Raw genomic sequence first — 22,201 nt, forward strand, 5'->3', positions numbered from 1 at the left:
ACCCGCTGAAAAACGCCCCCCACACGGTGCGCGATCTGGTCGGCGACTGGGACCGACCCTACAGCCGCGAACAGGCCTGCTTCCCGCCGGGATCGATGGGCGTCGACAAATACTGGTCCCCCGTCAACCGCGTCGACAACGCATACGGTGACCGAAACCTCGTCTGCACATGCCCCCCAATGGACGCATACGCAGACGCAGCCGAGTAAATCACCAAAACCTCGCCGAAGATTTTGGCGGGGTTTTTCGCCAATAGGAAACCTGTGTTCCAAATTGCGCACCCTTCCTGTGTCGTTTTCTGCGGATGAACGGTCTTTTTTGCTTGCTGCATCTGCGAAGGCCTCATACCCCTGTCCGTGGGACACCCCTCCCCAACGAGGGGCGTGTATCTGGAAGGGTAATACACATGACTACAGAACAACCGGTCACGCGGCCGGCGAATCCGCGTTTTTCCTCGGGCCCCTGCGCCAAACCCCCCACATTTGATCTGTCCAAACTGGCCGATGCCGCGTTGGGTCGGTCGCACCGTGCCGCTGTCGGCAAGGACAAGCTGAAGGCAGCCATCGAAGGCACGCGTGAAGTGCTGGGCATTCCGGCGGATTACAAGATCGGCATTGTTCCCGCCTCGGACACCGGCGCGGTTGAGATGGCACTGTGGTCATTGCTGGGCGAACGCAAGGTCGAAATGCTGGCGTGGGAAAGCTTTGGGTCCGGCTGGGTGACCGACGTGGTCAAACAGCTGAAGATCGACGCCGAGGTGAAAACCGCCGACTACGGGCAGCTTGTCGATCTGGCTTCGATCGATTTTACCAATGACGTTGTGTTTACGTGGAATGGCACCACGTCCGGCGTGCGGGTTCCCAATGGCGACTGGATCGCGGATGACCGTCAGGGCCTGACGATCTGTGACGCAACCAGCGCAGCCTTTGCGATGAACCTGCCCTGGGACAAGCTGGATGTCACCACATTCAGCTGGCAGAAAGTGCTGGGTGGCGAGGCCGCGCATGGCATGCTGATCCTGTCGCCTCGCGCAGTGGAGCGGCTGGAAAGTTACACCCCTGCATGGCCGCTGCCGAAAATTTTCCGCCTGACCAAGGGTGGCAAACTGATTGAGGGTATCTTCACCGGAGCCACGATCAATACGCCTTCGATGCTGGCGGTAGAAGATTATCTGTTCGCGCTGGATTGGGCGCGCTCGGTCGGTGGTCTGCAGGGTTTGATCGCCCGGGCTGATGCCAATGCCGGTGCGGTGCATGCATTCTGCGCGCAAAATGACTGGATCGCCAATCTGGCCGAAGATGCCGCGACGCAATCGAACACCTCGGTTTGTCTGAAATTCACCGACGCGCGCATTCAGGATGGCGCAGCATTCGCCAAAGCGGTGGCCAAGCGACTGGAGGCCGAGAATATCGCGCTGGATATCGGTGCCTATCGTGACGCGCCGGCGGGCCTGCGCATCTGGTGCGGCGGCACGGTCGAAACCTCGGATATTCAGGCGATGCTGCCCTGGCTGGCCTGGGCCTTTGAGGCCGAGATCGCGGCGCAGACAGAAGCCGCCTGACCTTTTCCACCGGGCTGTGACTGGCCCGGACTTCCCATACAATTCAAGGACCAGAGATATGGCCCCTAAAGTACTCGTATCCGACAAGCTCAGCGAAACGGCTGTTCAGATTTTCCGCGACCGTGGCATCGACGTGGATTTCATGCCCGACTTGGGTAAGGACAAAGACAAATTGGCCGAGGTGATCGGCCAGTATGACGGTCTTGCCATCCGCTCGGCGACCAAGGTGACGCCGACCTTGCTGGAAAAGGCTGAGAACCTGAAAGTGATTGGTCGCGCTGGCATCGGCACAGACAATGTCGACAAAGAAGCCGCCTCGAAGAAAGGCGTGATCGTGATGAACACGCCTTTTGGCAACATGATCACGACGGCCGAGCACGCGATTGCGATGATGTTCGCCGTGGCGCGGCAAATCCCAGAGGCCAGCACCTCGACCCATGCGGGCAAATGGGAAAAGTCCAAGTTCATGGGGATCGAGCTGACCAACAAGACCCTCGGCGTGATCGGTGCGGGCAATATTGGTGGTATCGTTTGTGAACGCGCGCTTGGTCTGAAGATGAAGGTCATCGCCTATGATCCCTATCTGGGCGAAGAGAAAGCCGCCAAGATGGGCGTAGAGAAAGTCGAACTGGACGAACTGCTGTCACGCGCTGATTTCATCACCCTGCACGTGCCGCTGACGGACCAGACCCGCAATATCCTGAGCCGCGAAAACCTGGCCAAGACCAAGAAAGGCGTGCGCATCGTCAACTGTGCTCGTGGTGGTCTGGTCGACGAGGACGCGCTGTCCGAGGCGCTGCAATCCGGTCATGTGGCCGGTGCGGCCTTTGACGTGTTCAGCGAGGAACCGGCCAAGGAAAACGCCCTGTTCAACCTGCCCAACGTGGTCTGCACGCCGCACCTTGGCGCGGCCACGACCGAAGCGCAGGAGAACGTGGCGCTGCAGGTGGCCGAGCAGATCTCAAACTATCTGCTGACGGGTGCTGTGGAAAATGCGCTGAACATGCCCAGCGTCACCGCCGAAGAAGCTAAGATCATGGGCCCATGGATCAAGCTGGCCGGTCATCTGGGCAGTTTCATCGGCCAGATGACGGATGAGCCGATCAAGGCGATCAACATCCTCTATGACGGTGTTGCGTCCGAGATGAATCTGGCGGCGCTGAACTGCTCGGTCGTCGCGGGGATTATGAAAAAGTTCAACCCCGAGGTGAACATGGTCTCGGCCCCGGTCGTCGCCAAAGAACGCGGCATCCAAATCTCGACCACCAATCAGGACAAGTCCGGTGCGTTCGAAGGCTATATCAAAGTGACCGTGGTGACTGAAAAGCGCGAACGGTCGATCGGCGGCACTGTCTTCAGCGACGGCAAGCCGCGTTTCATCCAAATCAAGGGGATCAATATCGAGGCCGAGGTGGGCGCGCATATGCTCTATACCACCAACGAGGATGTGCCGGGCATCATCGGAGCGCTGGGTCAGACCATGGGTGACAATGACGTCAACATCGCTAACTTTACCCTTGGCCGGTCCGAGGCCGGGGGCGAGGCCATCGCGTTGCTTTACGTGGACGAACCCGTTCCGGCCGAGGCGCGTGCCAAGCTGGCGGAAACCGGTCTGTTCACCCAGATCAAACCACTGGAGTTTGACGTTGCTTAAGCTGCGGCGCTGACTTGGTGACTCATTCGATGCCCGCGCATACAAAAGCGCGGGCATTATCTTTTGCGCAGCTAGGTTTTGCGTCACAAGTAGGGGCAAACCGGCCACCAAGGACACGCTATGACAAATCTGATCTACGCCGTCGGTGACCTGCACGGTCAGGTTGCGGAATTTGAACGCGCACTGTCGCTGATCGAACACGATGGCGGTCCAAACGCACGTATCGTGTTCCTAGGCGATTACATCGACCGCGGCCCCGACAGCCGAGGCCTGATCGAACGGCTTATCGAAGGCCGCGAGACCGGGCGGGACTGGATCACCCTGCTGGGAAACCACGACCGGATGTTTGCATGGTTCCTTGAGGACACTCCGCGGCATGATCCGCATTTGCTGGTGGGGTATCACTGGCTACATGAACGGCTGGGTGGGGTAGAAACGCTGCGCAGCTACGGGGTCGAGTTCGAGGAAAGAATACGGTTGGAAGATCTTCACCGCATAGCGCGGTCGGCGGTGCCGTTATCACACAGAACCTTCCTGCGCGATCTTAGTTTGATGCATCAGACGCCCGAACTGGCTTTTGTACATGCAGGAATCCGGCCCGGTATCTCGCTGAGCGAGCAGAACGCGAATGATCTGGTGTGGATTCGGCAGTCGTTTCACAACCATTCCGGCCAGCATCCGAAACTGATCGTCCATGGCCATACACCGGTGGATCGTGCCACGCACTATGGAAATCGCATCAATCTGGACACGGGTGCGGGCTATGGTTGTGCAGCAGGCGTGGCTGTTTTTGAAGGCAGCCAATGCTGGCTTCTGACCGAAGCCGGGCGTGTTCTTCTGGAGCCTAAGCCTTCTTAAACAGGTCTTTGTAGTCCTCACGCAGGATATTCTTTTGCACTTTGCCCATCGTGTTGCGGGGCAGTGCGTCCAGCACGATCAGCTTGCGGGGATGTTTGAACCGGGCCAGCGTGTTTTGGACGTTGGACAGGATAGCCTCGGGGTCCAGCGTATTACCCGGCTCGGGCACCAGAATGCCAACAGGGGTTTCGCCGAAATCCGGGTGTGAGACGCCAATCACGGCGCTTTCCAGCACACCGGGTTGGTCATCCAGCACCAGTTCGACCTCTTTGGGGTAAATGTTGTAACCGCCCGAGATGATCAGGTCCTTGCCGCGTCCGACAATGTGGACATACCCGTCCGCATCCACGCGCCCCAGATCGCCGGTGATGAAAAAGCCATCCTCGCGCAGTTCGGCGGCGGTTTTTTCGGGCATTTGCCAATAGCCCTCAAATACGTTGGGTCCGCGTACCTCAAGCATGCCTATCTCGCCCTGCGGCAGGTCTGCGCCGGTTTCGGGGTCGGTCACCTTCAGCTCGATATCGGGCAGCGGGAAGCCCACCGTGCCCGCACGACGTTCGCCGTCATAGGGGTTCGAGGTGGTCATGTTGGTCTCGGTCATGCCGTAACGTTCCAGGATGCGGTGGCCGGTACGGGCCTCGAACCGCTCATGGGTTTCGCTCAGCATCGGCGCCGAACCTGAAGTGAACAGCCGCATATGCCGGGTCAGATCGCCGGTGAACCGGTCATCGTCCAGCAGGCGGGTGTAGAAGGTCGGAACCCCCATCATCGAGGTGGCCTGCGGCAACAGTCGCAAAATATCCTCAGCATCGAACTTGGGCAGAAAGATCATTGACCCGCCCGCGGCCAGCACCACATTCGTCGCCACGAACAACCCGTGTGTGTGAAAAATCGGCAGCGCATGCAGCAGCACGTCATCTGCCATAAACCGCCATTCTTGCGCCAGCATTTCGGCGTTTGATAGCAGGTTGTCCTGTGTCAGCATCGCCCCCTTGGACCGCCCCGTGGTGCCCGAGGTATAGAGGAACGCGGCCAGATCCTCTTCGTCGCGGCGGACCGGTTCAAACGCGGGCAACATTCCCAGTGCCCGGCGCATCAAGCTGCCTGACCCGTCGGCGTTCAGCGTCTCTAACCGGGCGTCCTGGGCGGTGGCGATGGGGACCAGCCCCTCTTGCTTTGCGGCGTCACAGACAACCAGTTTTGCGCCGCTGTTTTCGATGAAATATTGCAGTTCAGCCGTGGTGTAGCCGGTGTTCAGCGGCAAAAAGATCAACCCGGTCTGCACACAGGCAGCATAAAGCGCCAAAGCCTGGGGAGACTTTTCCACTTGCACGGCCACCCGTTCGCCGGGCTCAAGCTCATACCCGGTCAGGGCATTGGCGATCTGCGAGGACATGTCGAGAAAATCGGCATGGGTTAGAGTTTGACCATCAGGAAGATGCAGGAACGGCGTGTGTTTGCCCGCGTGAATGCCAAACAGTCGGTCGTATAGCGGGTTGCCCATTTCGTCTTTCCTCTGCGCCTGCTCAATCCCGGGTGAATCTGTATCGGATTGGGTAGGGGGTAAAGAGAAATCCGGATGCGGCTTAGAATTGCGTAGTCATGCGGTACCCAGCGGCAAAGAACATCTTGGCAAAGGTTACTGGCTGACCCTGCAACCAAGTGATCCGTTCACCGGTAAAGACTGGTTCCCCTTCAGGCACGTCCAGGAATCCAGCGATTGTCGCATCGGCACGGCTGGCCAGAAAGCTGAGCTCGACATTGGTGAATGGTACGGTCTGGATCAGCCACTCATTCGGCCCGATCTGTGAGAAATCCGCCTGTTTCACCTGCGGGACCGAGGCCGGAACGATCCAGCGATCCTCATACTGAAACGGCGTGTTGCCGTTAAAATGCATACAGCGCACATGCATCACGTTTTGTCCCGACGACAGAGCCAAACGAGCGCTTAGCCATTCAGGAGCAATCTCTAACTTGGAGGATACCAGCGCATAGCGGTAGGTGCCGCCCATCGCTTCCACCTCGTCCCGGACCATGGGGATGGTGAAGCGGGCCTGTCGCTGCGGCGCGCTCAGCACCCGGGTTCCTGCTTTGCGACGGCGTTCCAGATACCCCTCATCCGCCAGTTCCCGCAGGGCCCGGTTCACGGTGGTGCGGGTGCAGGAAAACTCGACCGCCAGGTCTTGTTCGTTTGGCAGCAGAGAGTCTGGCTGCCATTCGCCCGAGCGGATACGCGACAGAACGGTTATCTTGATGTCTTTGTAGCTAGTGGTGTCGCTGGACTGGGGCATAGTGCTTGTTCCTTTAGACCGAGGCCAGCAGGCCCGCAATTGCGGATTTGTAAGCGGGAATGATCTGATCACGCGCAACGTGGCGGCCCTGTTTCACCATATGTCGCCCGGCTGACCACAAGTCGGTGACAAGCCCGTCCGGGGCGGCAAAGCACAACCCGTCCAGCAATTGATCGTCCGCCAATGCGCAAAGCGTCGGGTGGGTCCGGTCGATAGCTACCAGATCGGCCAGCTTGCCCTCGGCGATCTGGCCGGCATCGCGGCCTAGGGCCTGTGCGCCACCCTGTGCAGCACCAATGTAAAGCGCATGCCCGACCGAACCTTCAGCGGGTACCAGAACTGCGCGTTGATGGTCGCGCAGACGCTGGGAATACTCCAGGGTCCGCATTTCCTCGGGCAGGGAAATCCGAATATTAGAGTCTGATCCAACACCAAACTGTCCGTTTTCCGCGATGTAGGTCGCGCCATTGAAAATACCATCGCCTAGATTGGCCTCGGTGATCGGGCACAACCCAGCCACAGCACCGGACTGAGCCAGCGCTCGGGTTTCGACATCGGTCATATGAGTCGCATGGATCAGGCACCACCATTCGTTCACGTCTGCATTGTCTAGCAACCAAGCCACAGGACGCTGTCCCAATGCGGCCTGCACATCGGCGACTTCCTGTACTTGTTCCGCGATATGGATATGCACAGGGCCATCGGGTGTGGCCTGCAGAACTTGGGAAAGGTCGGCAGGAGAAGTCGCCCGCAAAGAATGTGGCGCTATCCCCAATATAGAGTCTGAATATGGAAGGATGGTGCGGCAATCTTCCACCAATTTTAGAAACCGAGATACATCATTGCCGAACCGCAACTGCCCGCCAGTCAGTGGCTCCTGCGCAACGCCGCCATAGGTATAGAGCACGGGCAAGTGTGTCAGACCGATCCCTGTCTGTTGTGCTGCACCAAAGATGCGCTGGCTCAGTTCCGAGAGTTGATCATAAGGCGCACCTCCGGGTTGGTGATGGACATAGTGGAACTCGCCGACCGAAGCATACCCGGCCTCTTGCATCTCCATGAAAACCAGCGCGGCGATGGCTTCGATCTGCTCGGGCGTCAACCGATCCAGAAAGCGATACATCAGGTTGCGCCATGTCCAAAAGCTCTCACGCCCGGCCATGCGGGTTTCGGTCATACCGGCCATGGCCCGTTGAAAGGCATGGCTGTGCAGGTTTGCCAATGCGGGCAACAGGACATCCACGCGGGTGTCATTGGGCGCCGCCGGTGCCTGAGTCTGCACTCGCTCGATGCGTCCGAGGTCGATTTCTACCCGTACATCCTGAATCCACTCTGAGCCTAACAAGGCCGTTCTGGCATGAATCTGCATTTGACTTCCATAATGTGTAGACTTCATTCTTTTACACATATACATAAAAATCAAACAAGAGGGGAGCCGAAAAGAATCGCCATGACCAGAAAAGCGGTCTTACTCAGTGCCGGGATGGCCACGATGTCAGAGGGGGGCACGCCCTATGGGTTGTGTCAGGATGCAGCAATTGCCGTTGATGGGCCCAAGATCGTTTGGGTTGGTGCGCAACACGACGTACCGCCGGAACATATCGGTTGGCCGGTTGAGGATTTCGGAGCGCGTCTGATTACCCCAGCGCTGATCGACGCGCATACCCATGTGGTGTTCGGCGGTAACCGCGCAGCCGAGTTCGAAATGAGACTGAACGGCGCTTCATACGAAGACATCGCGCGCGCCGGGGGCGGTATCCTCTCCACAGTCAACGCCACGCGGTCCGCCAGTGAAGAAACGCTTTTGGCAAACGCGCTGCCCCGCGTGGATGCCCTGATTGCCGAGGGTGTCTGCACCATCGAGGTTAAATCGGGTTATGGGCTGGACACCGAAACCGAGATGAAGATGTTGCGCGTCGCCCGCCGGATCGGAGAAGCCCGCCCCGTTCGGATCAAAACCACTTTTCTGGGCGCGCATGCGGTGCCACCAAACTATGTCGGCCGACCTGATGACTATATCCGCGAAGTTTGCATCCCAACCCTGCGCACTGCCCATGCCGAGGGGCTGGTGGATGCGGTTGATGGGTTCTGTGAAGGGATCGCCTTTACTCCCGTGCAAATCGCGCAGGTCTTCGATGTGGCGAAAGAGCTTGGCCTGCCGATAAAATTGCATGCCGAGCAATTGTCCAACCTGGGTGGGGCGCAACTGGCGGCCTCATATGGGGCCATGTCCGCGGATCATATCGAGTATCTGGATGCCGAAGGCGTGTCGGCCATGGCGAAGGCCGGAACCACGGCGGTGCTGTTGCCGGGTGCTTTCTACACGTTGCGGGAAACGCAGGTGCCGCCTGTTGACTTGCTGCGCCGACATCAAGTGCCAATGGCCCTGGCGACCGATTGCAATCCCGGTTCCTCACCGCTGACCTCGCTCTTGTTGACCATGAATATGGGCTGCACGCTTTTCCGTCTGACGCCCGAAGAGGCGCTGGCCGGTGTCACCCGGAACGCCGCGCGCGCGTTGGGGATCACGGATGCGGGCACCCTGGCACCGGGGCAGAGGGCAGATCTGGCCATTTGGAATGTCAATCATCCGGCCGAGCTGGCTTATCGCGTTGGCTTCAACCCTCTTCACAAACGTCTTTTCGGAGGGATCACATGACGTCTCTGACTTTGCAGCCCGGACAGGTTTCTTTGGCGCAATTGGCCGAGATCTACTGGGATCAACCTCCAGTGTCATTGGACTCGTCCTGCAAGCCCGCGGTGGATGCGGCGGCGCAACGTATTCAGGCTGCAGCGCAGGGTGATGACGCGGTCTATGGCGTTAATACTGGTTTCGGTAAATTGGCCAGTCTCAAGATCGCGCCGCAGGACACCTCGACCTTGCAGCGCAACCTGATCCTAAGCCATTGTTGCGGTGTCGGCCCTGCCATACCGCGGAGGCTGACCCGGTTGATGATGACACTCAAGCTGTTGTCCTTCGGTCGCGGCGCTTCAGGCGTGCGGTGGGAGCTGATCGAGCTGTTGCAGCAGATGCTGGCTCGTGGGGTTACACCGGTGATCCCAGCACAGGGTTCGGTCGGTGCTTCGGGCGATCTTGCGCCGTTGGCACATATGACTGCGGTGGTCATAGGTGATGGTGAAGCCGAGGTGAACGGCATTGTTCTGCCGGGTGCAGACGCGCTGAAATCAGTAAATTTAGAGCCTATTCAGCTGGGCCCAAAGGAGGGGCTGGCTTTCATCAACGGTACGCAATTTTCAACGGCCTTTGCCTTGGCCGGGCTGTTCGAAGCCTGGCGCGCGGCCCAAAGCGCGTTGGTTGTTTCGGCCTTGTCGACCGATGCGATCATGGGGTCCACCGCACCCTTACGGCCTGAAATTCACACTTTGCGCGGCCATCGTGGTCAGACCGAGGCCGCCAGTGCCATGCGCGCCGTGCTGGACGGGTCGGAAATTCGGGAAAGTCACCGTGAGGGTGACACCCGCGTTCAGGATCCCTATTGCATCCGCTGCCAGCCGCAGGTCACGGGTGCAGCGATGGATGTCTTGCGGCAGGCCGCCGCCACGCTTGAGGTTGAGGCCAACGCAGCCACCGACAATCCGTTGGTTCTGGCTGACGGGATCGTCTCGGGCGGGAATTTCCATGCTGAACCTGTGGGGTTTGCGGCCGATATGATTGCGCTGGCTGTGTCCGAGATCGGTGCCATCGCGCAGCGCCGCATTGCTTTGATGGTGGATCCGACGCTTAGCTTTGATCTGCCGCCTTTCCTGACCCCTGATCCGGGGCTGAACTCGGGTCTGATGATCGCCGAAGTCACCACTGCCGCTTTGATGAGCGAGAATAAGCACCTCGCTAATCCCTGTGTCACGGACAGCACCCCCACTTCGGCCAATCAGGAGGATCACGTTTCGATGGCGGCCCATGGTGCGCGGCGCCTGATCCGAATGGTCGAAAATTTGAACTACATTTTGGGCGTCGAACTGCTTTGCGCAGCACAAGGGATCGAGTTTCGCGCGCCGTTGGTCACCAGCGGTCCTTTGCAGCGGGTCATCGCGCGGCTGAGGGCTGACATTCCGGCCCTGACCGAGGATCGTTATCTGGCCCCAGAGTTGGAAGCCGCGAAACAACTGGTGGCAGAGGCATCGATCCTAAGGGCCGTTGGCACTCCATTGCCCGAGGTGGTGTGATGCAGGTGGTCAGTGTGCATCGCGGGGATGGCCCTATCGTATTGGGACAACCGCATGGCGGGACGTACGTGCCGGACGATATCGCGACTCGTTTCAATAACACCGGACGCGCGTTGGCGGATACGGATTGGCACATAAACAGGCTCTACACAGGGCTAATAGGTGGCGTGACGGTGGTTCAATCGCATGTTCATCGCTATGTCATCGACGCCAACCGCGATCCCGAAGGCCTTTCGCTTTACCCAGGGCAGAATACTACAACGCTGGTGCCGTTGACCGACTTCGATGGGCAGTCGATCTGGCAAAGCGGGCAGGAACCGTCAGAGGACGAGATCGGTCAGAGGCGCGAAACCTTTCATGCACCCTATCATGCCGCGCTTACCGAAGAGTTGGAGCGCGTGCGGGCAATCCATGGCGTGGCTGTTCTGTTCGATTGCCACTCGATCCGTAGCCACATTCCGTTTCTGTTCGAGGGTACCTTGTTCGACATGAATATTGGGACCGATGGTGGCGTAACCTGCGCGTCGGGAATTGAGTCTATTGCGAATGAATTTGCCACGTCATCGCCCTACAGCACCATTCTGAACGGGCGGTTCCGGGGCGGCTGGACGACTCGCCACTATGGCCGCCCGCACGAAGGGCTGCATGCCATTCAGATGGAGCTGGCCCAGTCCACCTATCTGAGCGCGGAAAGCCCGCCGTGGCCCTACGACCCCGCCAAAGCCGACCGCCTGCGCCATTGGCTGCACGATATTCTGGAAGCCATCCAAGACACTGCATTGGAGACGACGCCATGACCGACCCTCGCAAGAACACGCGCGATATCTACCCGCCGATAGGAACAGAGTTGAATGCTAAAAGCTGGCTGACCGAGGCACCCCTACGGATGCTGATGAACAACCTGCACCCGGATGTAGCCGAAAACCCGCATGAACTGGTGGTCTATGGTGGTATCGGCCGCGCCGCCCGCACCTGGAAAGATTTCGATACTATAGTTGACGGTTTGAAGGATCTGGAAGACGACGAAACCCTTATCGTTCAATCCGGCAAGCCGGTGGCCATTGTGCGGACGCACAAGGACGCGCCCCGCGTGCTGATCGCCAATTCCAACCTCGTGCCCCATTGGGCAACCTGGGATCACTTCAACGAGCTCGATAAGAAGGGTCTAATGATGTACGGCCAAATGACGGCTGGATCGTGGATCTATATCGGCACACAAGGCATCGTTCAGGGCACGTATGAGACCTTTGCCGAGGCTGGACGTCAACACTATGGCGGCGATTTGACCGGCAAGTGGATACTGACCGGCGGTCTGGGGGGAATGGGGGGCGCGCAACCGCTGGCCGCTGTTTTTGCCGGTGCCTGCTGCCTGGCAGTCGAATGCAACCCGGACAGTATCGATTTTCGCCTGCGCACCAAATACCTCGATGAAAAAGCCGAGACCCTGGACGAAGCGTTGGAGATGATCGACCGCTGGACCAAAGCGGGCGAGGCGAAATCTGTTGGGCTGCTGGGCAACGCGGCCGAGGTGTTCCCCGAGATCTACCGCCGCATGTCCGCGGGCGGAATGCGCCCGGATATCGTCACCGATCAGACCAGCGCGCATGATCCGATCAACGGGTATCTCCCGATAGGGTGGTCCATGGGACAGTGGCGGGAAAAGCGCGAAACAGACCCTAAATGGGTTGAAAAGGCTGCACGTTCATCAATGAAACAGCATGTGGCAGCCATGGTCGATTTCTGGAACGCGGATGTCCCGACGCTGGATTACGGCAACAACATCCGGCAGGTGGCGCAGGATGAGGGGCTGGAAAACGCCTTTGCTTTCCCTGGTTTCGTTCCTGCCTACATCCGTCCGCTGTTCTGCAAGGGGATCGGCCCGTTCCGGTGGTGTGCTTTGTCGGGTGACCCCGAGGATATCTACAAGACTGACGCCAAGATGAAGGAGCTGTTCCCCGAAAACGAGCACCTCCATCGCTGGCTTGATATGGCGCAGGAACGGATTGCGTTTCAGGGGCTGCCGGCGCGAATTTGTTGGATCGGGCTGGGTGATCGGCACCGCGCCGGGCTGGCGTTCAATGAGATGGTCGCCAATGGCGAGTTGAAGGCGCCGGTTGTGATTGGTCGCGATCATCTGGATTCGGGTTCAGTTGCCAGCCCGAACCGTGAAACCGAGGCGATGCTGGACGGATCCGATGCTGTAAGTGACTGGCCACTGCTGAATGCGCTAATCAATACAGCCAGCGGTGCAACCTGGGTGTCTCTGCATCACGGCGGCGGGGTTGGAATGGGGTTCAGCCAGCATGCGGGGGTGGTGATTTGTGCCGACGGCACCGAGGACGCGGCCAGACGGTTGGAGCGGGTGCTGTGGAACGATCCGGCCTCGGGCGTGTGGCGGCATGCGGATGCGGGGTATGACGTCGCTAAGGACTGCGCCCGCACCCATGGGCTGCGGCTGCCCGGCATTCTGGGGTAAACACGTCAACTGTCTCTGGTGAATTGACGGCCTCTGCGCTATGCGCAGAGGAGCCTGCAGGAGATCGATGATGTACGTAGCCACTTTGTTGACCAACCCGAACACACCAAAGCTCGAGCAGGCTCTGGTTGAGGCGCTGTGCAATGCGTGGGGTGGGGACGATCTGGTTTGGCTCAGCGAAGATGAGGCGGCGCAATTCACGTTTCCCGAGCTGCCCGACAATCAATGGGATGTCTGGGCCGAACTGCAGTTGCTCGAGGTTGACCTGATCGTGCAGCCGTTCGGGAAACGCCGCAAGTTAATGCTGCTGGCCGATATGGACAGCACCATGATCCAGCAGGAATGCATCGACGAGTTGGCTGATGAGGCAGGGGTTGGAGATCGGGTCAAAGACATAACCGCGCGGGCCATGAATGGTGAGTTGGATTTCGAAGGCGCACTGATTGAACGGGTCGGCCTGCTAAAGGGTCTGGATGAAGCGGTAATCGACAAGGTTCTGAACGAACGCATCACGCTGATGCCGGGCGGCAAGGAACTGGTTGCTACGATGCGCCTGAATGGGGGCTATGCGGCGCTGGTGTCGGGTGGGTTCACGGCCTTTACCGCCAGAGTGGCCGAACTGTTGGGCTTTGACGAAAACCGCGCCAATAAGTTGCTGGCCGAAGGTGGCAGGCTGACCGGAGATGTGCAGCACCCGATACTGGGCAAACAGGCCAAGGTGGATGCGCTGGCGCAAATCACCAAACGGCTGGGCCTGTCTGAGGCGGACGTAATGGCTGTGGGCGACGGCGCCAATGATCTGGGCATGTTGAGCCGGGCCGGAACCGGTGTGGCGCTGCACGCCAAGCCGTCGGTTGCGGCTAAATGTGATATCCGGATCAATTACGGTGATCTGACAGCTCTGTTGTTTCTTCAGGGATATTCAAGGGACGAATTTGTCGAACAAGAGTGAAAATCAGGCTGAAGGCGTGGCAACCACTTGTTGCCCTACCTTTCTAGCGCCGTCTGACAGAGTACATTTTTTGCAACGCATCCGCATCCCAATATTGTTTAAGATCTTCCTTTGTATAGCCAAGCTTGATCGCCAGTTCGAAGACTGCATCCAGCAACTTCTGGTCCGTGGCATCAATTTTTGTGCGAAGAATCTTTTGGGATTTGTCCACCGGGGCCGACGTCGTATCGTAGTCAACTGTACCGGCAAAATCTGATAGAAAGGAAGTCAGTTTTGGAGCTTCTGGATTATAGAGGTCTTCAAAACGATAAAGTCCGATAAACCCTTCACGTTGATGTTGTTCCAGTGCGAATTGGTTTATTTCCAGCCAGTTGAACAGATTTTTCTCGAACGGTGTAAATTTCGCGGCATTCTTCGCGACCTCTTTAAAATGCACTGCCGGGTCCTCGGGATGGATTGCGGCAACTTTCTCGGTTCGCCTTCCACGCGGAACTGCGGGAACAAAGATACCATGCGTGGCATGTGACGAAGCTGTTTCGAACGGGTTTCGAACGAGATGGGCGAATTTAAGTTCTTTTTCAAATCGAGACGCGAAATAGGGTAGCCATGCATAACAAGGCCAGCCGACGTCGATATATGATGTCCCACTGGCCAGCAGATCCTCAATCTCTATGAGTTTTCGTTGGATTGGGACGTGTTTCCCTAATACTCCAAAAATATTTCGTGGTCGGCGAAAGACCTGGCGTGAAAAATAGTTTGGGCCAAGAGGCTCATGCTCGACAACGGTTTCAGGTAAGTGGGTTTGGAGAACGGATGCAATATTCTGAGTAGAAGTACGGCCGGTTGAAAGAAGGAAGCGGACATTCGCCATATTGAATCCTGTCTACGTTTTGGCGACGAAAATGGCCTTCTAACATAGGAAATGCAACCAGCCAAAGGCATCCGTTTGGGCTGGTGCACGAAACAGGCTTGTTGTCTGTTGCACTGGAAGGATCGGAAGTCAGGGCTGATGGGAATTTTTGATCTTCCCTTTATTTAACAATAATGTTAAACAATGGCTATGAACACGCTTCTGACCGCATTCTCGGCTTTGTCCGATGCCACCCGATTCTCGATCGTCGAGCAGCTGATGCAGGACGGAGAGTTACCCGCCGGTGATCTGATCGAAGGGCGTGGCATGTCCGGGGCTGCGATCTCGCGCCATCTGAAGGTGTTGCGTGCTGCCGGGCTGGTGCAGCAGCGGGTGCAGGGCAGCCAGCGCATGTATTCCATCCAGACCGCGGGGCTGCGGGCCATCGCGGAATGGACTATCTCGAAACGGCAATTCTGGGAAAACAGCCTCGACCGTTTGAACGATTTGATTGAAAGGGAGAATTCATGGCCGAACTGAAACTGGAACGCGCGTTCCCTACATCCCAAGAAAACCTGTTCGCCTGGATCAGCGATGGCGCAAAGCTGTTGCAATGGTGGGGTCCCGAGGGGATGCATGTGCCCGAACATGATCTGGATTTTTCACGCCTTGGGCCGTGGCATTCGGTCATGGTGAATGCCGAAGGGCAGCGATACAAAGTATCCGGGCAGGTCACTCATGTGGACCCGCCGAATTCCGTGGGCTTTACCTGGGGTTGGCATGATGATCAGGATCAACGCGGTGCAGAAAGTCATGTGACCCTGACCGTCTCGGCGACGGAATCCGGCGCAAAGCTGGTTCTTGACCACCGCGAACTGGCCGATGCCGAGGTTGCAACAAACCATAATCAGGGCTGGACCTCGTCACTGCGCAAGTTGGAAGCTCAGTTCTAAAAAACTTTTCAGGGAGGAAGAAAAATGCCTCAATTCTTGTTTGTCTATCATGGCGGCCACACCCCGACTGATCCCGCCGAAATCGAAGCGACCATGGCTGCTTGGGGCGCATGGTTCCAGAATATGGGCGACGCGCTGGATATCCCCGGCAATCCTGTGGGCCAATCCTATACAGTCAGCGACAGCGGGGTTGTAGACAATGGCGGTGCAAACCCGGCTTCGGGGTTCACGGTCATCAAGGCCGACAGCATCGACGTCGCCACCGAGATGGCCAAAGGCTGCCCCATGGTCGTCAACGGTTCAGGCTCGGTCGAAGTGGCCGAGATACATCCGATCGAGATGTGATGGCCTTAGCCGGGGAACCCCGGCGCAGGCTTGATGATGCCGCATTCCAGTCCGCGGCGACTGTATTGAATGGCGTTCATGAATTTGAGGGTGGCCGGGTTTTCGGCCTCCAGTACACCCAGTCGGACCAGAATGGATGCAATGGCGCATTCGGCGGCGCGCGTGGTGCCGTCAGTGATCTTCAACGCCACGCCCATGCGTTTTTCCGGAATGATGGCAATGAACACGGCTTCGGCCCCGGTCTTGATCGCGGCGCGGCCCTCCATGGCGCGCATCAGCTCGGTGCAGGCGCGGTTTTCGCCTGCGACCAGTTCGGGATGCTTGATCATCGCGGCGGTCAGTTGTTGCGCCGCGTCGCTGGCCCGGTCCGACCGGTCGGCGGCCGAGGCAAACCACGCCATCGACCGCGCCAGCCCTACCAGCGAGGTGGCAAAGTTCGGGGCTGAACATCCGTCAATCCCATAGGCCGGGCTTGTCTCGCCAGTTGTTTCCTCGATCGCCGACAGGCAGGCCTGCTGCACCGGGTGGTCGATTTCCAGATACTCTGGCCCCGCACCCATATGCTGGGCCACGGTCAGGAATCCGCAGTGCTTGCCCGAGCAATTATTGTGGATCTGGCAAGGTGTGTCATCGGCCAGAATCAACCCGTCCCGCGCGGCCATGTCCTGCGGCTCCTGCGGGCCACAGCGCAGATCATGTTCGGACAGGTTCAGATGGTCCAACCAGGCCGTCACGCGGTCTGTATGAATATGCGCGCCGCTGTGCGAGGCGCAGGCCAGTGCCAGATGCTCGCTGTTCAGCCCGTATTTCGCTGCTGCACCCGATGTAATCAGCGGTAGCCCCTGGATCATCTTGGCCGAGGACCGGGGGTAAATCACCGCATTCGGATCCCCCCAACTGTGCACGATCTGCCCACTGTCATCGCAGATCACCGCATGGCCCAGATGCAGGCTTTCCAGCAAGGGTCCACGCCAAAGTTCTGTCATTGGTACCGGCTGCGTCATCTGGCCCCTCCGTAATATGCGCAAAATTCTGCCAATCGCCCTTTCGCCTGTGGCGAAACCTGCGTTAGTGTGTGTATGTCGACAATCATCGGAATACGCAACTTACAGACGAACCGGTAGAGTTCGCAGCTATGTCCGATGGGTATGAGGTAATAGGTCGAGCTAGGAGGCTGGACAGATGAGATCGAAACTCGTCCGTGTGATCGCGGGTTTGTGCATGGCAGGGATGGCCACAACCGCAACCGCTCAGCAGGCGTCAAGCACCAACCGCGTGGCAGCCAAGACCGATTGGAGCGTGTTCGTCGAAGACGATCCCACGGAATGCTGGAGCGTGTCCGCCCCCAAGGAAACCGTCAACACACGTGGTGGCCGGGTGGTATCAGTCCGCCGCAGCGATATTCTGCTGTTCGTGTTCTATCGCCCCAATGCCGAGGTGAAGGGTCAGGTGACCTTTACCGGCGGCTATCCTTTTGCCGCGGGTTCGACGGTCAATCTTGAGATCGACGGAACCGAGTTCGAGCTGATCACCGAAGGCGAATGGGCATGGCCCGCAACCGAAGGCGAAGACCTTAAGGTGGTCGCAGCGATGAAACGCGGCACCGAGGCCGTGCTGACTGCGCGGTCTGAGCGTGGGACCCAGACCAAGGATACCTTCTCGCTGCTGGGCTTTACGGCGGCGATCGAAGACGCCGAGACGCGCTGTACGAACTAATGCACATTTGCAGACACACGAAACCCCGTCATTTGGCGGGGTTTTCTTTTTTCATTGCAAAACGTCAACTTAACGTCACGTCTGTCTGCGCATTTGATCCGTATCAAGGCGAGCTTCTGATTTTTCTGAACTAATCAGTTCAGGAAATCGGAAGGAGCTTACGAATGCTGAATAAGTCCATTGTCGCGTTGATGATGACAGCCGCCCTGTTGTTGAGCGCGTGTGAAAAAGACACCGACACTTACCCGGTGACCGGTGAACAGTGCGGACCAGAGGACCCGGTGAAAACCTTGGACGCAGCAGATTGTGATATCCTACCTGCGGGCGTTTGAAGAAGTTGACCTACTCAAAGAATCTTGGCTGCACCGGCGCTGGCGGTGCGGCCAAGTCATATTTGGGACTCAATTCTACGCGTGCTACTGTTGGACGGTAGGAAATCCCTGGCAGGAACAGAACATGCGATACACATTGATTGCACTGTTGTTTTCATCTGCAGCACTGGCAGACCCCACACTGGAATGTGCCGACGCCAACTCTCAGGTGGAAATCGGGGCCTGTGTTGGCGAAATGGAAGAGCGGGTCAATCTGGCGCTGGAGGCGAGCTACGGATTTGCCGTGCAAGCCGCCAAAGAGTTGGACGAAGTCACTGGACGAGTGGTGGCACAGCCTGCCTTGGAATCCGCGCAATCCGCCTGGGAAGGCTACCGAGATGCGCAATGCGAAGCAGTGGGCGCATCTTATGGAGGTGGGTCCGGAACGGGTATTGCCATCACCGCCTGCCGGGTCGATCTGGGGCGGGCGCGCGTGGATGAGCTGCTGCGCTTTGCGAATTGATTGATACGATTCCTTTTGATCTTTGCGCGCGATCCTATATAGAGGCGCATCCCAAGCCAGAATCCATTGAGATAGCCACATGTCGCCCAAAGCGCCGATCACTCAAGACGTCTTGACCATCCCCCGCAAATTGCCCGAGGGGAAGATTAACCTTGTCGGCCTGACCCGCGACCAGTTGCGCGATGTTCTGATCGAAAACGGCACACCGGAAAAGCAGGCCAAGATGCGCACCGGACAGATCTGGCAGTGGATCTATCAATGGGGCGTGCGCGATTTTGCCGAAATGACCAACCTCGCCAAAGCGTATCGTGCGCAACTGGCTGAGACTTTCGTGATCGAAATCCCCGAAGTCGTGACCCGGCAGGTGTCCGAGGACGGCACGCGCAAGTACCTGTGCCGCATCGCGGGTGGCCATGAGGTTGAGGTTGTCTACATCCCCGAAGAGGATCGCGGGACGCTGTGTATCTCGTCTCAGGTTGGCTGCACGCTGACCTGTTCCTTCTGCCATACCGGCACACAGAAACTGGTGCGCAACTTGACCGCAGCCGAGATTGTCGGTCAGGTCATGATGGCCCGCGACGATCTTGAGGAATGGCCGGTTCCTGGCGCGCCCAAGGACGAAACCCGCCTGCTGTCAAACATCGTTCTGATGGGCATGGGCGAGCCGTTGTATAACTTCGAAAACGTCCGCGATGCGATGAAGATCGCCATGGACCCCGAGGGGATTTCTCTGTCGCGTCGTCGCATTACCCTGTCGACCTCGGGCGTGGTGCCCGAGATAGCGCGCACAGCTGAGGAAATCGGTTGTCTGCTGGCGATTTCATTTCACGCAACTACGAACGAAACCCGCGACGTACTGGTGCCAATCAACAAGCGTTGGAATATCGAAGAGTTACTGCAGGCCTTGGCCAGCTATCCCAAAGTGTCGAATTCCGAGCGGATCACCTTTGAATACGTGATGCTGGATGGTGTTAACGACAGTGACGAGGACGCGCACCGTCTGATTGACCATATCAAACGCCACAATATCCCGGCCAAGATCAACCTGATCCCATTCAACGAATGGCCAGGCGCGCCGTATAAGCGCAGCTCGAACAACCGTATTCGGGCTTTTGCAAATATCATCTATCAGGCGGGCTATGCCTCACCCATTCGCAAGACCCGCGGCGAGGACATCATGGCGGCCTGCGGTCAGCTGAAATCGGCCACGGAACGCGCTCGCAAATCGCGCAAACAGATCGAGGCCGAAGCCGGGGTGCAAAACTGAGGCATATTATTGTCCCTGAAGGGTCGACAATAAATTAATTTCCACCTTGCTGTTCTTTGCATGCAAAATTTGGTATGTTTTCCGGGTCGGGGCTGGATCAGCGCATGTCACTCTTGCGCACAAAGCGGTGAAAGCCGTGGTCTGGCCGTGGCGCGTTTGTTCAGGGCCGTTATGATGTTCCAAACATGATATGGGCGTTCAGGCGAACCTTAAGAACTAGGTAGGCCATTCAAATGTATTTACGATTTACACGTGTGTTTTTGATCTCACTGACCTTGCTGACTTTTTCGGGTTTGTTCGCGACCCAAGGCTATGCGCAAGCAACCGAGGAGGACGCGCATCTTGCCATCGAAAATCCAGCGGATTTGTCCAAGGAAGAAGCGTTGCGCATTTATGAATCCCTGCAACGGCGCATGGCGCGGGGCTACGACGCCGCGCAGTTGGATTTGCTGATGAATTACCAGAACTGGCCGCTGTTCAATGATGCACCCTATATCTCGGCCACCCATGGTCAGCGATATGTGAACAGCTATGCCAATCGCATGGCGCATAATTACGGAACTTTGGCCGAAGGGGAAAAGCTGCCTAAGGGCTCGGTGCTCGCCAAGGACAGTGTGACCGTCACGGATGAAGGCAATATCCACCCCGGTGCCTTGTTCGTGATGGAAAAGCTGGCCGAAGGCGAAAGCCCCGAGACAGGTGACTGGCGCTATATCATGGTGATGCCGGACGGATCGCTGTTTGGTGACACGAAGGGCGCGCGTGCAAACGCGGTCGCCTATTGCCACGATTGTCACGAGGCGGTGGCCGACCGGGATTACACCTTTTTCGTGCCCGAAGAATACATAGTCGGCAACTAATCAGCTGCGTTTGAAACGGGCGGTTCCGATCACCTCGATCAGGGTCTGACGTATCGGTTCTGGCTGTGCTTCGACCGCGTTCAATACCTCGCGCAGTTCCGCGCGCAGGCCGTGCATCTGGTCGATCAGCGAAATCATCATCGACAGCGCGTCGGGCTCCATCTCGTACTGATCGTGCAACTCACACGCTAGTTCCAGTCGCGCCACGTCGAGGCTGTGATAGGCCAGCCCTTGATCGGTTTGTTCGGGGATCACGATCTCGGCGGCCAGATACTCGGTCAACCGGGCCGAGGTCAGGCGGGTGACGGTTGCGATCAGCTGTTCTTCGGTCAGAGTGCGGGTCATGACGGCATTCCTTTGCGCGGGTCATAGCTGTGGCTTTCGCGCCAGGTTCCCATGAATTGCTTTAGGTCGTCGTCGACCTGATCGGGCATCGCGATTGTCAACTCGATCAGCTGATCTCCGCGTTCAGATGATCCGCGTTTCTTGACCCCTTTGCCGCGCAGACGCAGGGTTATGCCGCTACTGGTGCCCGCCGGGACGCTGACACTCACGCCACCGTCGATAGTCGGTGCGGGAATCTTGCCGCCCAGAATGGCCTCATCAATGGTGATTGGAAGTGTGATGTGGATGTCGTCGCCCTGACGATCGAATACCGGGTGTCTGGCAACCGAGACGGTCACCAGCGCATCGCCCGGAGGCCCGTCGCCGAAGCCCGGATCACCCTTGCCGCGTAGGCGAATGGTCTGTCCGTCGGTGATCCCCGCAGGAATCTTGACCTCAATCCGGTCGCCATCGGGCAGAGTCAGTTTTTGACTGGCTCCAAACACCGCATCCAAAAAGCTGATCTGCAGGCTGTAGCCGCGATTGTGCCCCGGCGCGTGGAATTCCTGTGCGCGCTGGCCGTGCCCACCCCGGCCACGCATGAACTCAGCAAAAATATCCGACATGTCATCCGGATCTGCGGCGCGACCCCTATAGGGGTTTCCGGCGGCCTCGGCATAGTCGCGGTAATATTGCTGCTGCGGGCGTTCCTGACCCGAGGCGTCAATCTCACCATTATCAAATTGCGCCCGCTTTTCGGGGTCTTTCAGCAAATCATAGGCGGCAGCAGCGGCCTTGAACTTGGCTTCGGCCTCGGCATCGCCGGGTTTCAGGTCCGGGTGGCATTCCTTGGCGATACGCCGATAGGCCTTTTTGATCTCGGCGGCGCTGGCATCTTTGGCGACACCAAGGGCGGAATAGGGATCGTCGCTCATCTCACCTCTCGCGGGTCGGGCTGAACAGGATGGGTTTTATCATGCGTTTTCAACGACCCAAAAGGAAGAGGCTTTTGAAACCGCTCGCAAATCCCCGCAGGTCTGTTAACATATGCATGTTTCAAATTGTTTTCTGACGG

Annotated in this window: 24 protein-coding genes; 17 read left to right on the top strand and 7 right to left on the bottom strand. The window is 58.0% G+C overall.

Translation table 11 applies throughout. The features are described 5' to 3' along the window. The 4 genes from RUE5091_RS21265 to RUE5091_RS21280 all read left to right on the top strand — a co-directional run. On the top strand, nucleotides 1-209 hold a 209-nt coding region (locus RUE5091_RS21265), incomplete at its 5' end, for a hypothetical protein (protein WP_131726356.1). Nucleotides 210-406: 197 nt separating this feature from the next. Then, a complete protein-coding gene (locus RUE5091_RS21270; RefSeq protein ID WP_058283954.1) occupies nucleotides 407-1,561 on the top strand; it encodes a phosphoserine transaminase in 1,155 nt (384 codons plus the stop codon). A gap of 58 nt (nucleotides 1,562-1,619) precedes the next feature. Next, nucleotides 1,620-3,215, top strand: coding sequence for a phosphoglycerate dehydrogenase (serA, locus tag RUE5091_RS21275; RefSeq protein WP_058283955.1), 1,596 nt, complete (start codon nucleotides 1,620-1,622; stop codon nucleotides 3,213-3,215). 120 nt (nucleotides 3,216-3,335) lie between these two features. Continuing rightward, nucleotides 3,336-4,073, top strand: a complete 738-nt coding sequence (locus RUE5091_RS21280) for a metallophosphoesterase (RefSeq protein ID WP_058283956.1) — start codon at nucleotides 3,336-3,338, stop codon at nucleotides 4,071-4,073. Here RUE5091_RS21280 and RUE5091_RS21285 read toward each other — a convergent pair. From RUE5091_RS21285 to RUE5091_RS21295, 3 genes are all read right to left on the bottom strand, one after another. Further along, a complete protein-coding gene (locus RUE5091_RS21285) occupies nucleotides 4,060-5,577 on the bottom strand; it encodes a malonate--CoA ligase (RefSeq protein ID WP_058283957.1) in 1,518 nt (505 codons plus the stop codon). The two genes, RUE5091_RS21280 and RUE5091_RS21285, sit on opposite strands and share 14 nt — an antisense overlap. 82 nt (nucleotides 5,578-5,659) lie before the next feature. Continuing rightward, nucleotides 5,660-6,364: a histidine utilization transcriptional repressor HutC gene (gene hutC, locus RUE5091_RS21290; protein WP_058283958.1), complete on the bottom strand. Its 705-nt coding sequence runs from the start codon at nucleotides 6,362-6,364 to the stop codon at nucleotides 5,660-5,662. Between the two features lie 13 nt (nucleotides 6,365-6,377). Then, on the bottom strand, nucleotides 6,378-7,733 hold the full coding sequence (locus RUE5091_RS21295; RefSeq protein WP_058283987.1) for a formimidoylglutamate deiminase: 1,356 nt from the start codon (nucleotides 7,731-7,733) through the stop codon (nucleotides 6,378-6,380). 81 nt (nucleotides 7,734-7,814) lie between these two features. On the opposite strand from RUE5091_RS21295, the gene hutI reads away from it, so the two are divergent. The 5 genes from hutI (at nucleotide 7,815) to serB (ending at nucleotide 13,977) form a co-directional block, all read left to right on the top strand. Then, nucleotides 7,815-9,023 carry an imidazolonepropionase gene (hutI, locus tag RUE5091_RS21300; RefSeq protein ID WP_058283959.1) on the top strand — a complete coding sequence of 403 codons (1,209 nt, stop codon included), beginning with the start codon at nucleotides 7,815-7,817 and terminating at the stop codon, nucleotides 9,021-9,023. After that, nucleotides 9,020-10,549, top strand: a complete 1,530-nt coding sequence (gene hutH / locus RUE5091_RS21305) for a histidine ammonia-lyase (RefSeq protein WP_058283960.1) — start codon at nucleotides 9,020-9,022, stop codon at nucleotides 10,547-10,549. The genes hutI and hutH overlap by 4 nt, the downstream gene beginning before the upstream one ends. Then, nucleotides 10,549-11,346: an N-formylglutamate deformylase gene (gene hutG, locus RUE5091_RS21310; RefSeq protein WP_058283961.1), complete on the top strand. Its 798-nt coding sequence runs from the start codon at nucleotides 10,549-10,551 to the stop codon at nucleotides 11,344-11,346. The genes hutH and hutG overlap by 1 nt, the downstream gene beginning before the upstream one ends. After that, complete coding sequence (hutU, locus tag RUE5091_RS21315; protein ID WP_058283962.1) at nucleotides 11,343-13,025, top strand: urocanate hydratase; 1,683 nt, start codon at nucleotides 11,343-11,345, stop codon at nucleotides 13,023-13,025. The genes hutG and hutU overlap by 4 nt, the downstream gene beginning before the upstream one ends. A 70-nt stretch (nucleotides 13,026-13,095) precedes the next feature. After that, a complete protein-coding gene (serB, locus tag RUE5091_RS21320) occupies nucleotides 13,096-13,977 on the top strand; it encodes a phosphoserine phosphatase SerB (protein WP_058283963.1) in 882 nt (293 codons plus the stop codon). Between the two features lie 43 nt (nucleotides 13,978-14,020). On the opposite strand, the gene RUE5091_RS21325 is transcribed toward serB, so the two are convergent. Next, complete coding sequence (locus RUE5091_RS21325; RefSeq protein WP_058283964.1) at nucleotides 14,021-14,848, bottom strand: sulfotransferase family protein; 828 nt, start codon at nucleotides 14,846-14,848, stop codon at nucleotides 14,021-14,023. Nucleotides 14,849-15,037: 189 nt separating this feature from the next. Here RUE5091_RS21325 and RUE5091_RS21330 point away from each other — a divergent pair, with 189 nt between their 5' ends. From RUE5091_RS21330 to RUE5091_RS21340, 3 genes are read left to right on the top strand one after another with little or no spacing between them, the layout of a single operon-like run. Beyond that, entirely contained in the window at nucleotides 15,038-15,367 is a 330-nt protein-coding gene (locus RUE5091_RS21330) for an ArsR/SmtB family transcription factor (RefSeq protein WP_058283965.1), read from the top strand. After that, complete coding sequence (locus RUE5091_RS21335) at nucleotides 15,355-15,780, top strand: SRPBCC family protein (RefSeq protein WP_058283966.1); 426 nt, start codon at nucleotides 15,355-15,357, stop codon at nucleotides 15,778-15,780. Before RUE5091_RS21330 ends, RUE5091_RS21335 begins: the two co-directional genes overlap by 13 nt. Nucleotides 15,781-15,804: 24 nt before the next feature. Then, nucleotides 15,805-16,125, top strand: a complete 321-nt coding sequence (locus tag RUE5091_RS21340) for a YciI family protein (protein ID WP_058283967.1) — start codon at nucleotides 15,805-15,807, stop codon at nucleotides 16,123-16,125. Nucleotides 16,126-16,130: 5 nt separating this feature from the next. On the opposite strand, the gene RUE5091_RS21345 is transcribed toward RUE5091_RS21340, so the two are convergent. Continuing rightward, nucleotides 16,131-17,129 (bottom strand): asparaginase, encoded by a 999-nt coding sequence (locus RUE5091_RS21345; RefSeq protein WP_058283968.1) that lies wholly within the window; start codon nucleotides 17,127-17,129, stop codon nucleotides 16,131-16,133. Between the two features lie 178 nt (nucleotides 17,130-17,307). Between RUE5091_RS21345 and RUE5091_RS21350 the strand changes: the two genes are divergently transcribed. The 5 genes from RUE5091_RS21350 to RUE5091_RS21365 all read left to right on the top strand — a co-directional run bounded on the left by RUE5091_RS21350 (nucleotide 17,308) and on the right by RUE5091_RS21365 (nucleotide 20,802). Beyond that, a complete protein-coding gene (locus tag RUE5091_RS21350; protein ID WP_058283969.1) occupies nucleotides 17,308-17,841 on the top strand; it encodes an invasion associated locus B family protein in 534 nt (177 codons plus the stop codon). Between the two features lie 164 nt (nucleotides 17,842-18,005). Continuing rightward, nucleotides 18,006-18,173, top strand: coding sequence for a hypothetical protein (locus RUE5091_RS23350; RefSeq protein WP_165590820.1), 168 nt, complete (start codon nucleotides 18,006-18,008; stop codon nucleotides 18,171-18,173). Between the two features lie 124 nt (nucleotides 18,174-18,297). Continuing rightward, nucleotides 18,298-18,675, top strand: a complete 378-nt coding sequence (locus RUE5091_RS21355) for a lysozyme inhibitor LprI family protein (RefSeq protein WP_058283970.1) — start codon at nucleotides 18,298-18,300, stop codon at nucleotides 18,673-18,675. Between the two features lie 79 nt (nucleotides 18,676-18,754). After that, complete coding sequence (gene rlmN, locus RUE5091_RS21360) at nucleotides 18,755-19,942, top strand: dual-specificity RNA methyltransferase RlmN (protein WP_058283971.1); 1,188 nt, start codon at nucleotides 18,755-18,757, stop codon at nucleotides 19,940-19,942. A gap of 233 nt (nucleotides 19,943-20,175) precedes the next feature. Then, a complete protein-coding gene (locus tag RUE5091_RS21365) occupies nucleotides 20,176-20,802 on the top strand; it encodes a cytochrome P460 family protein (RefSeq protein WP_058283972.1) in 627 nt (208 codons plus the stop codon). Here RUE5091_RS21365 and RUE5091_RS21370 read toward each other — a convergent pair whose 3' ends face one another. Together RUE5091_RS21370 and RUE5091_RS21375 are read right to left on the bottom strand one after the other, a co-directional pair. Then, nucleotides 20,803-21,147: a hypothetical protein gene (locus RUE5091_RS21370; RefSeq protein ID WP_058283973.1), complete on the bottom strand. Its 345-nt coding sequence runs from the start codon at nucleotides 21,145-21,147 to the stop codon at nucleotides 20,803-20,805. It abuts the gene before it with no gap. Then, nucleotides 21,144-22,061, bottom strand: coding sequence for a DnaJ C-terminal domain-containing protein (locus tag RUE5091_RS21375; protein ID WP_058283974.1), 918 nt, complete (start codon nucleotides 22,059-22,061; stop codon nucleotides 21,144-21,146). Before RUE5091_RS21375 ends, RUE5091_RS21370 begins: the two co-directional genes overlap by 4 nt. Nucleotides 22,062-22,201: the final 140 nt, after the last annotated feature.

Source organism: Ruegeria denitrificans, assembly GCF_001458295.1.
In the GTDB taxonomy this organism is placed as follows: domain Bacteria; phylum Pseudomonadota; class Alphaproteobacteria; order Rhodobacterales; family Rhodobacteraceae; genus Ruegeria; species Ruegeria denitrificans.

What these genes read in the sequence shown, in the direction of transcription:
- RUE5091_RS21345 (WP_058283968.1), bottom strand. Translation starts at nt 17,129, where the DNA reads ATGACGCAGCCGGTACCAATGACAGAACTTTGGCGTGGACCCTTGCTG.
- hutU (WP_058283962.1), top strand. Translation starts at nt 11,343, where the DNA reads ATGACCGACCCTCGCAAGAACACGCGCGATATCTACCCGCCGATAGGA.
- RUE5091_RS21350 (WP_058283969.1), top strand. Translation starts at nt 17,308, where the DNA reads ATGAGATCGAAACTCGTCCGTGTGATCGCGGGTTTGTGCATGGCAGGG.
- RUE5091_RS21355 (WP_058283970.1), top strand. Translation starts at nt 18,298, where the DNA reads ATGCGATACACATTGATTGCACTGTTGTTTTCATCTGCAGCACTGGCA.
- RUE5091_RS23350 (WP_165590820.1), top strand. Translation starts at nt 18,006, where the DNA reads ATGCTGAATAAGTCCATTGTCGCGTTGATGATGACAGCCGCCCTGTTG.
- RUE5091_RS21365 (WP_058283972.1), top strand. Translation starts at nt 20,176, where the DNA reads ATGTATTTACGATTTACACGTGTGTTTTTGATCTCACTGACCTTGCTG.
- RUE5091_RS21280 (WP_058283956.1), top strand. Translation starts at nt 3,336, where the DNA reads ATGACAAATCTGATCTACGCCGTCGGTGACCTGCACGGTCAGGTTGCG.
- RUE5091_RS21330 (WP_058283965.1), top strand. Translation starts at nt 15,038, where the DNA reads ATGAACACGCTTCTGACCGCATTCTCGGCTTTGTCCGATGCCACCCGA.
- RUE5091_RS21295 (WP_058283987.1), bottom strand. Translation starts at nt 7,733, where the DNA reads ATGCAGATTCATGCCAGAACGGCCTTGTTAGGCTCAGAGTGGATTCAG.
- hutC (WP_058283958.1), bottom strand. Translation starts at nt 6,364, where the DNA reads ATGCCCCAGTCCAGCGACACCACTAGCTACAAAGACATCAAGATAACC.
- RUE5091_RS21335 (WP_058283966.1), top strand. Translation starts at nt 15,355, where the DNA reads ATGGCCGAACTGAAACTGGAACGCGCGTTCCCTACATCCCAAGAAAAC.
- RUE5091_RS21270 (WP_058283954.1), top strand. Translation starts at nt 407, where the DNA reads ATGACTACAGAACAACCGGTCACGCGGCCGGCGAATCCGCGTTTTTCC.
- serB (WP_058283963.1), top strand. Translation starts at nt 13,096, where the DNA reads ATGTACGTAGCCACTTTGTTGACCAACCCGAACACACCAAAGCTCGAG.
- hutH (WP_058283960.1), top strand. Translation starts at nt 9,020, where the DNA reads ATGACGTCTCTGACTTTGCAGCCCGGACAGGTTTCTTTGGCGCAATTG.
- serA (WP_058283955.1), top strand. Translation starts at nt 1,620, where the DNA reads ATGGCCCCTAAAGTACTCGTATCCGACAAGCTCAGCGAAACGGCTGTT.
- rlmN (WP_058283971.1), top strand. Translation starts at nt 18,755, where the DNA reads ATGTCGCCCAAAGCGCCGATCACTCAAGACGTCTTGACCATCCCCCGC.
- hutI (WP_058283959.1), top strand. Translation starts at nt 7,815, where the DNA reads ATGACCAGAAAAGCGGTCTTACTCAGTGCCGGGATGGCCACGATGTCA.
- RUE5091_RS21370 (WP_058283973.1), bottom strand. Translation starts at nt 21,147, where the DNA reads ATGACCCGCACTCTGACCGAAGAACAGCTGATCGCAACCGTCACCCGC.
- RUE5091_RS21285 (WP_058283957.1), bottom strand. Translation starts at nt 5,577, where the DNA reads ATGGGCAACCCGCTATACGACCGACTGTTTGGCATTCACGCGGGCAAA.
- RUE5091_RS21375 (WP_058283974.1), bottom strand. Translation starts at nt 22,061, where the DNA reads ATGAGCGACGATCCCTATTCCGCCCTTGGTGTCGCCAAAGATGCCAGC.
- hutG (WP_058283961.1), top strand. Translation starts at nt 10,549, where the DNA reads ATGCAGGTGGTCAGTGTGCATCGCGGGGATGGCCCTATCGTATTGGGA.
- RUE5091_RS21340 (WP_058283967.1), top strand. Translation starts at nt 15,805, where the DNA reads ATGCCTCAATTCTTGTTTGTCTATCATGGCGGCCACACCCCGACTGAT.
- RUE5091_RS21325 (WP_058283964.1), bottom strand. Translation starts at nt 14,848, where the DNA reads ATGGCGAATGTCCGCTTCCTTCTTTCAACCGGCCGTACTTCTACTCAG.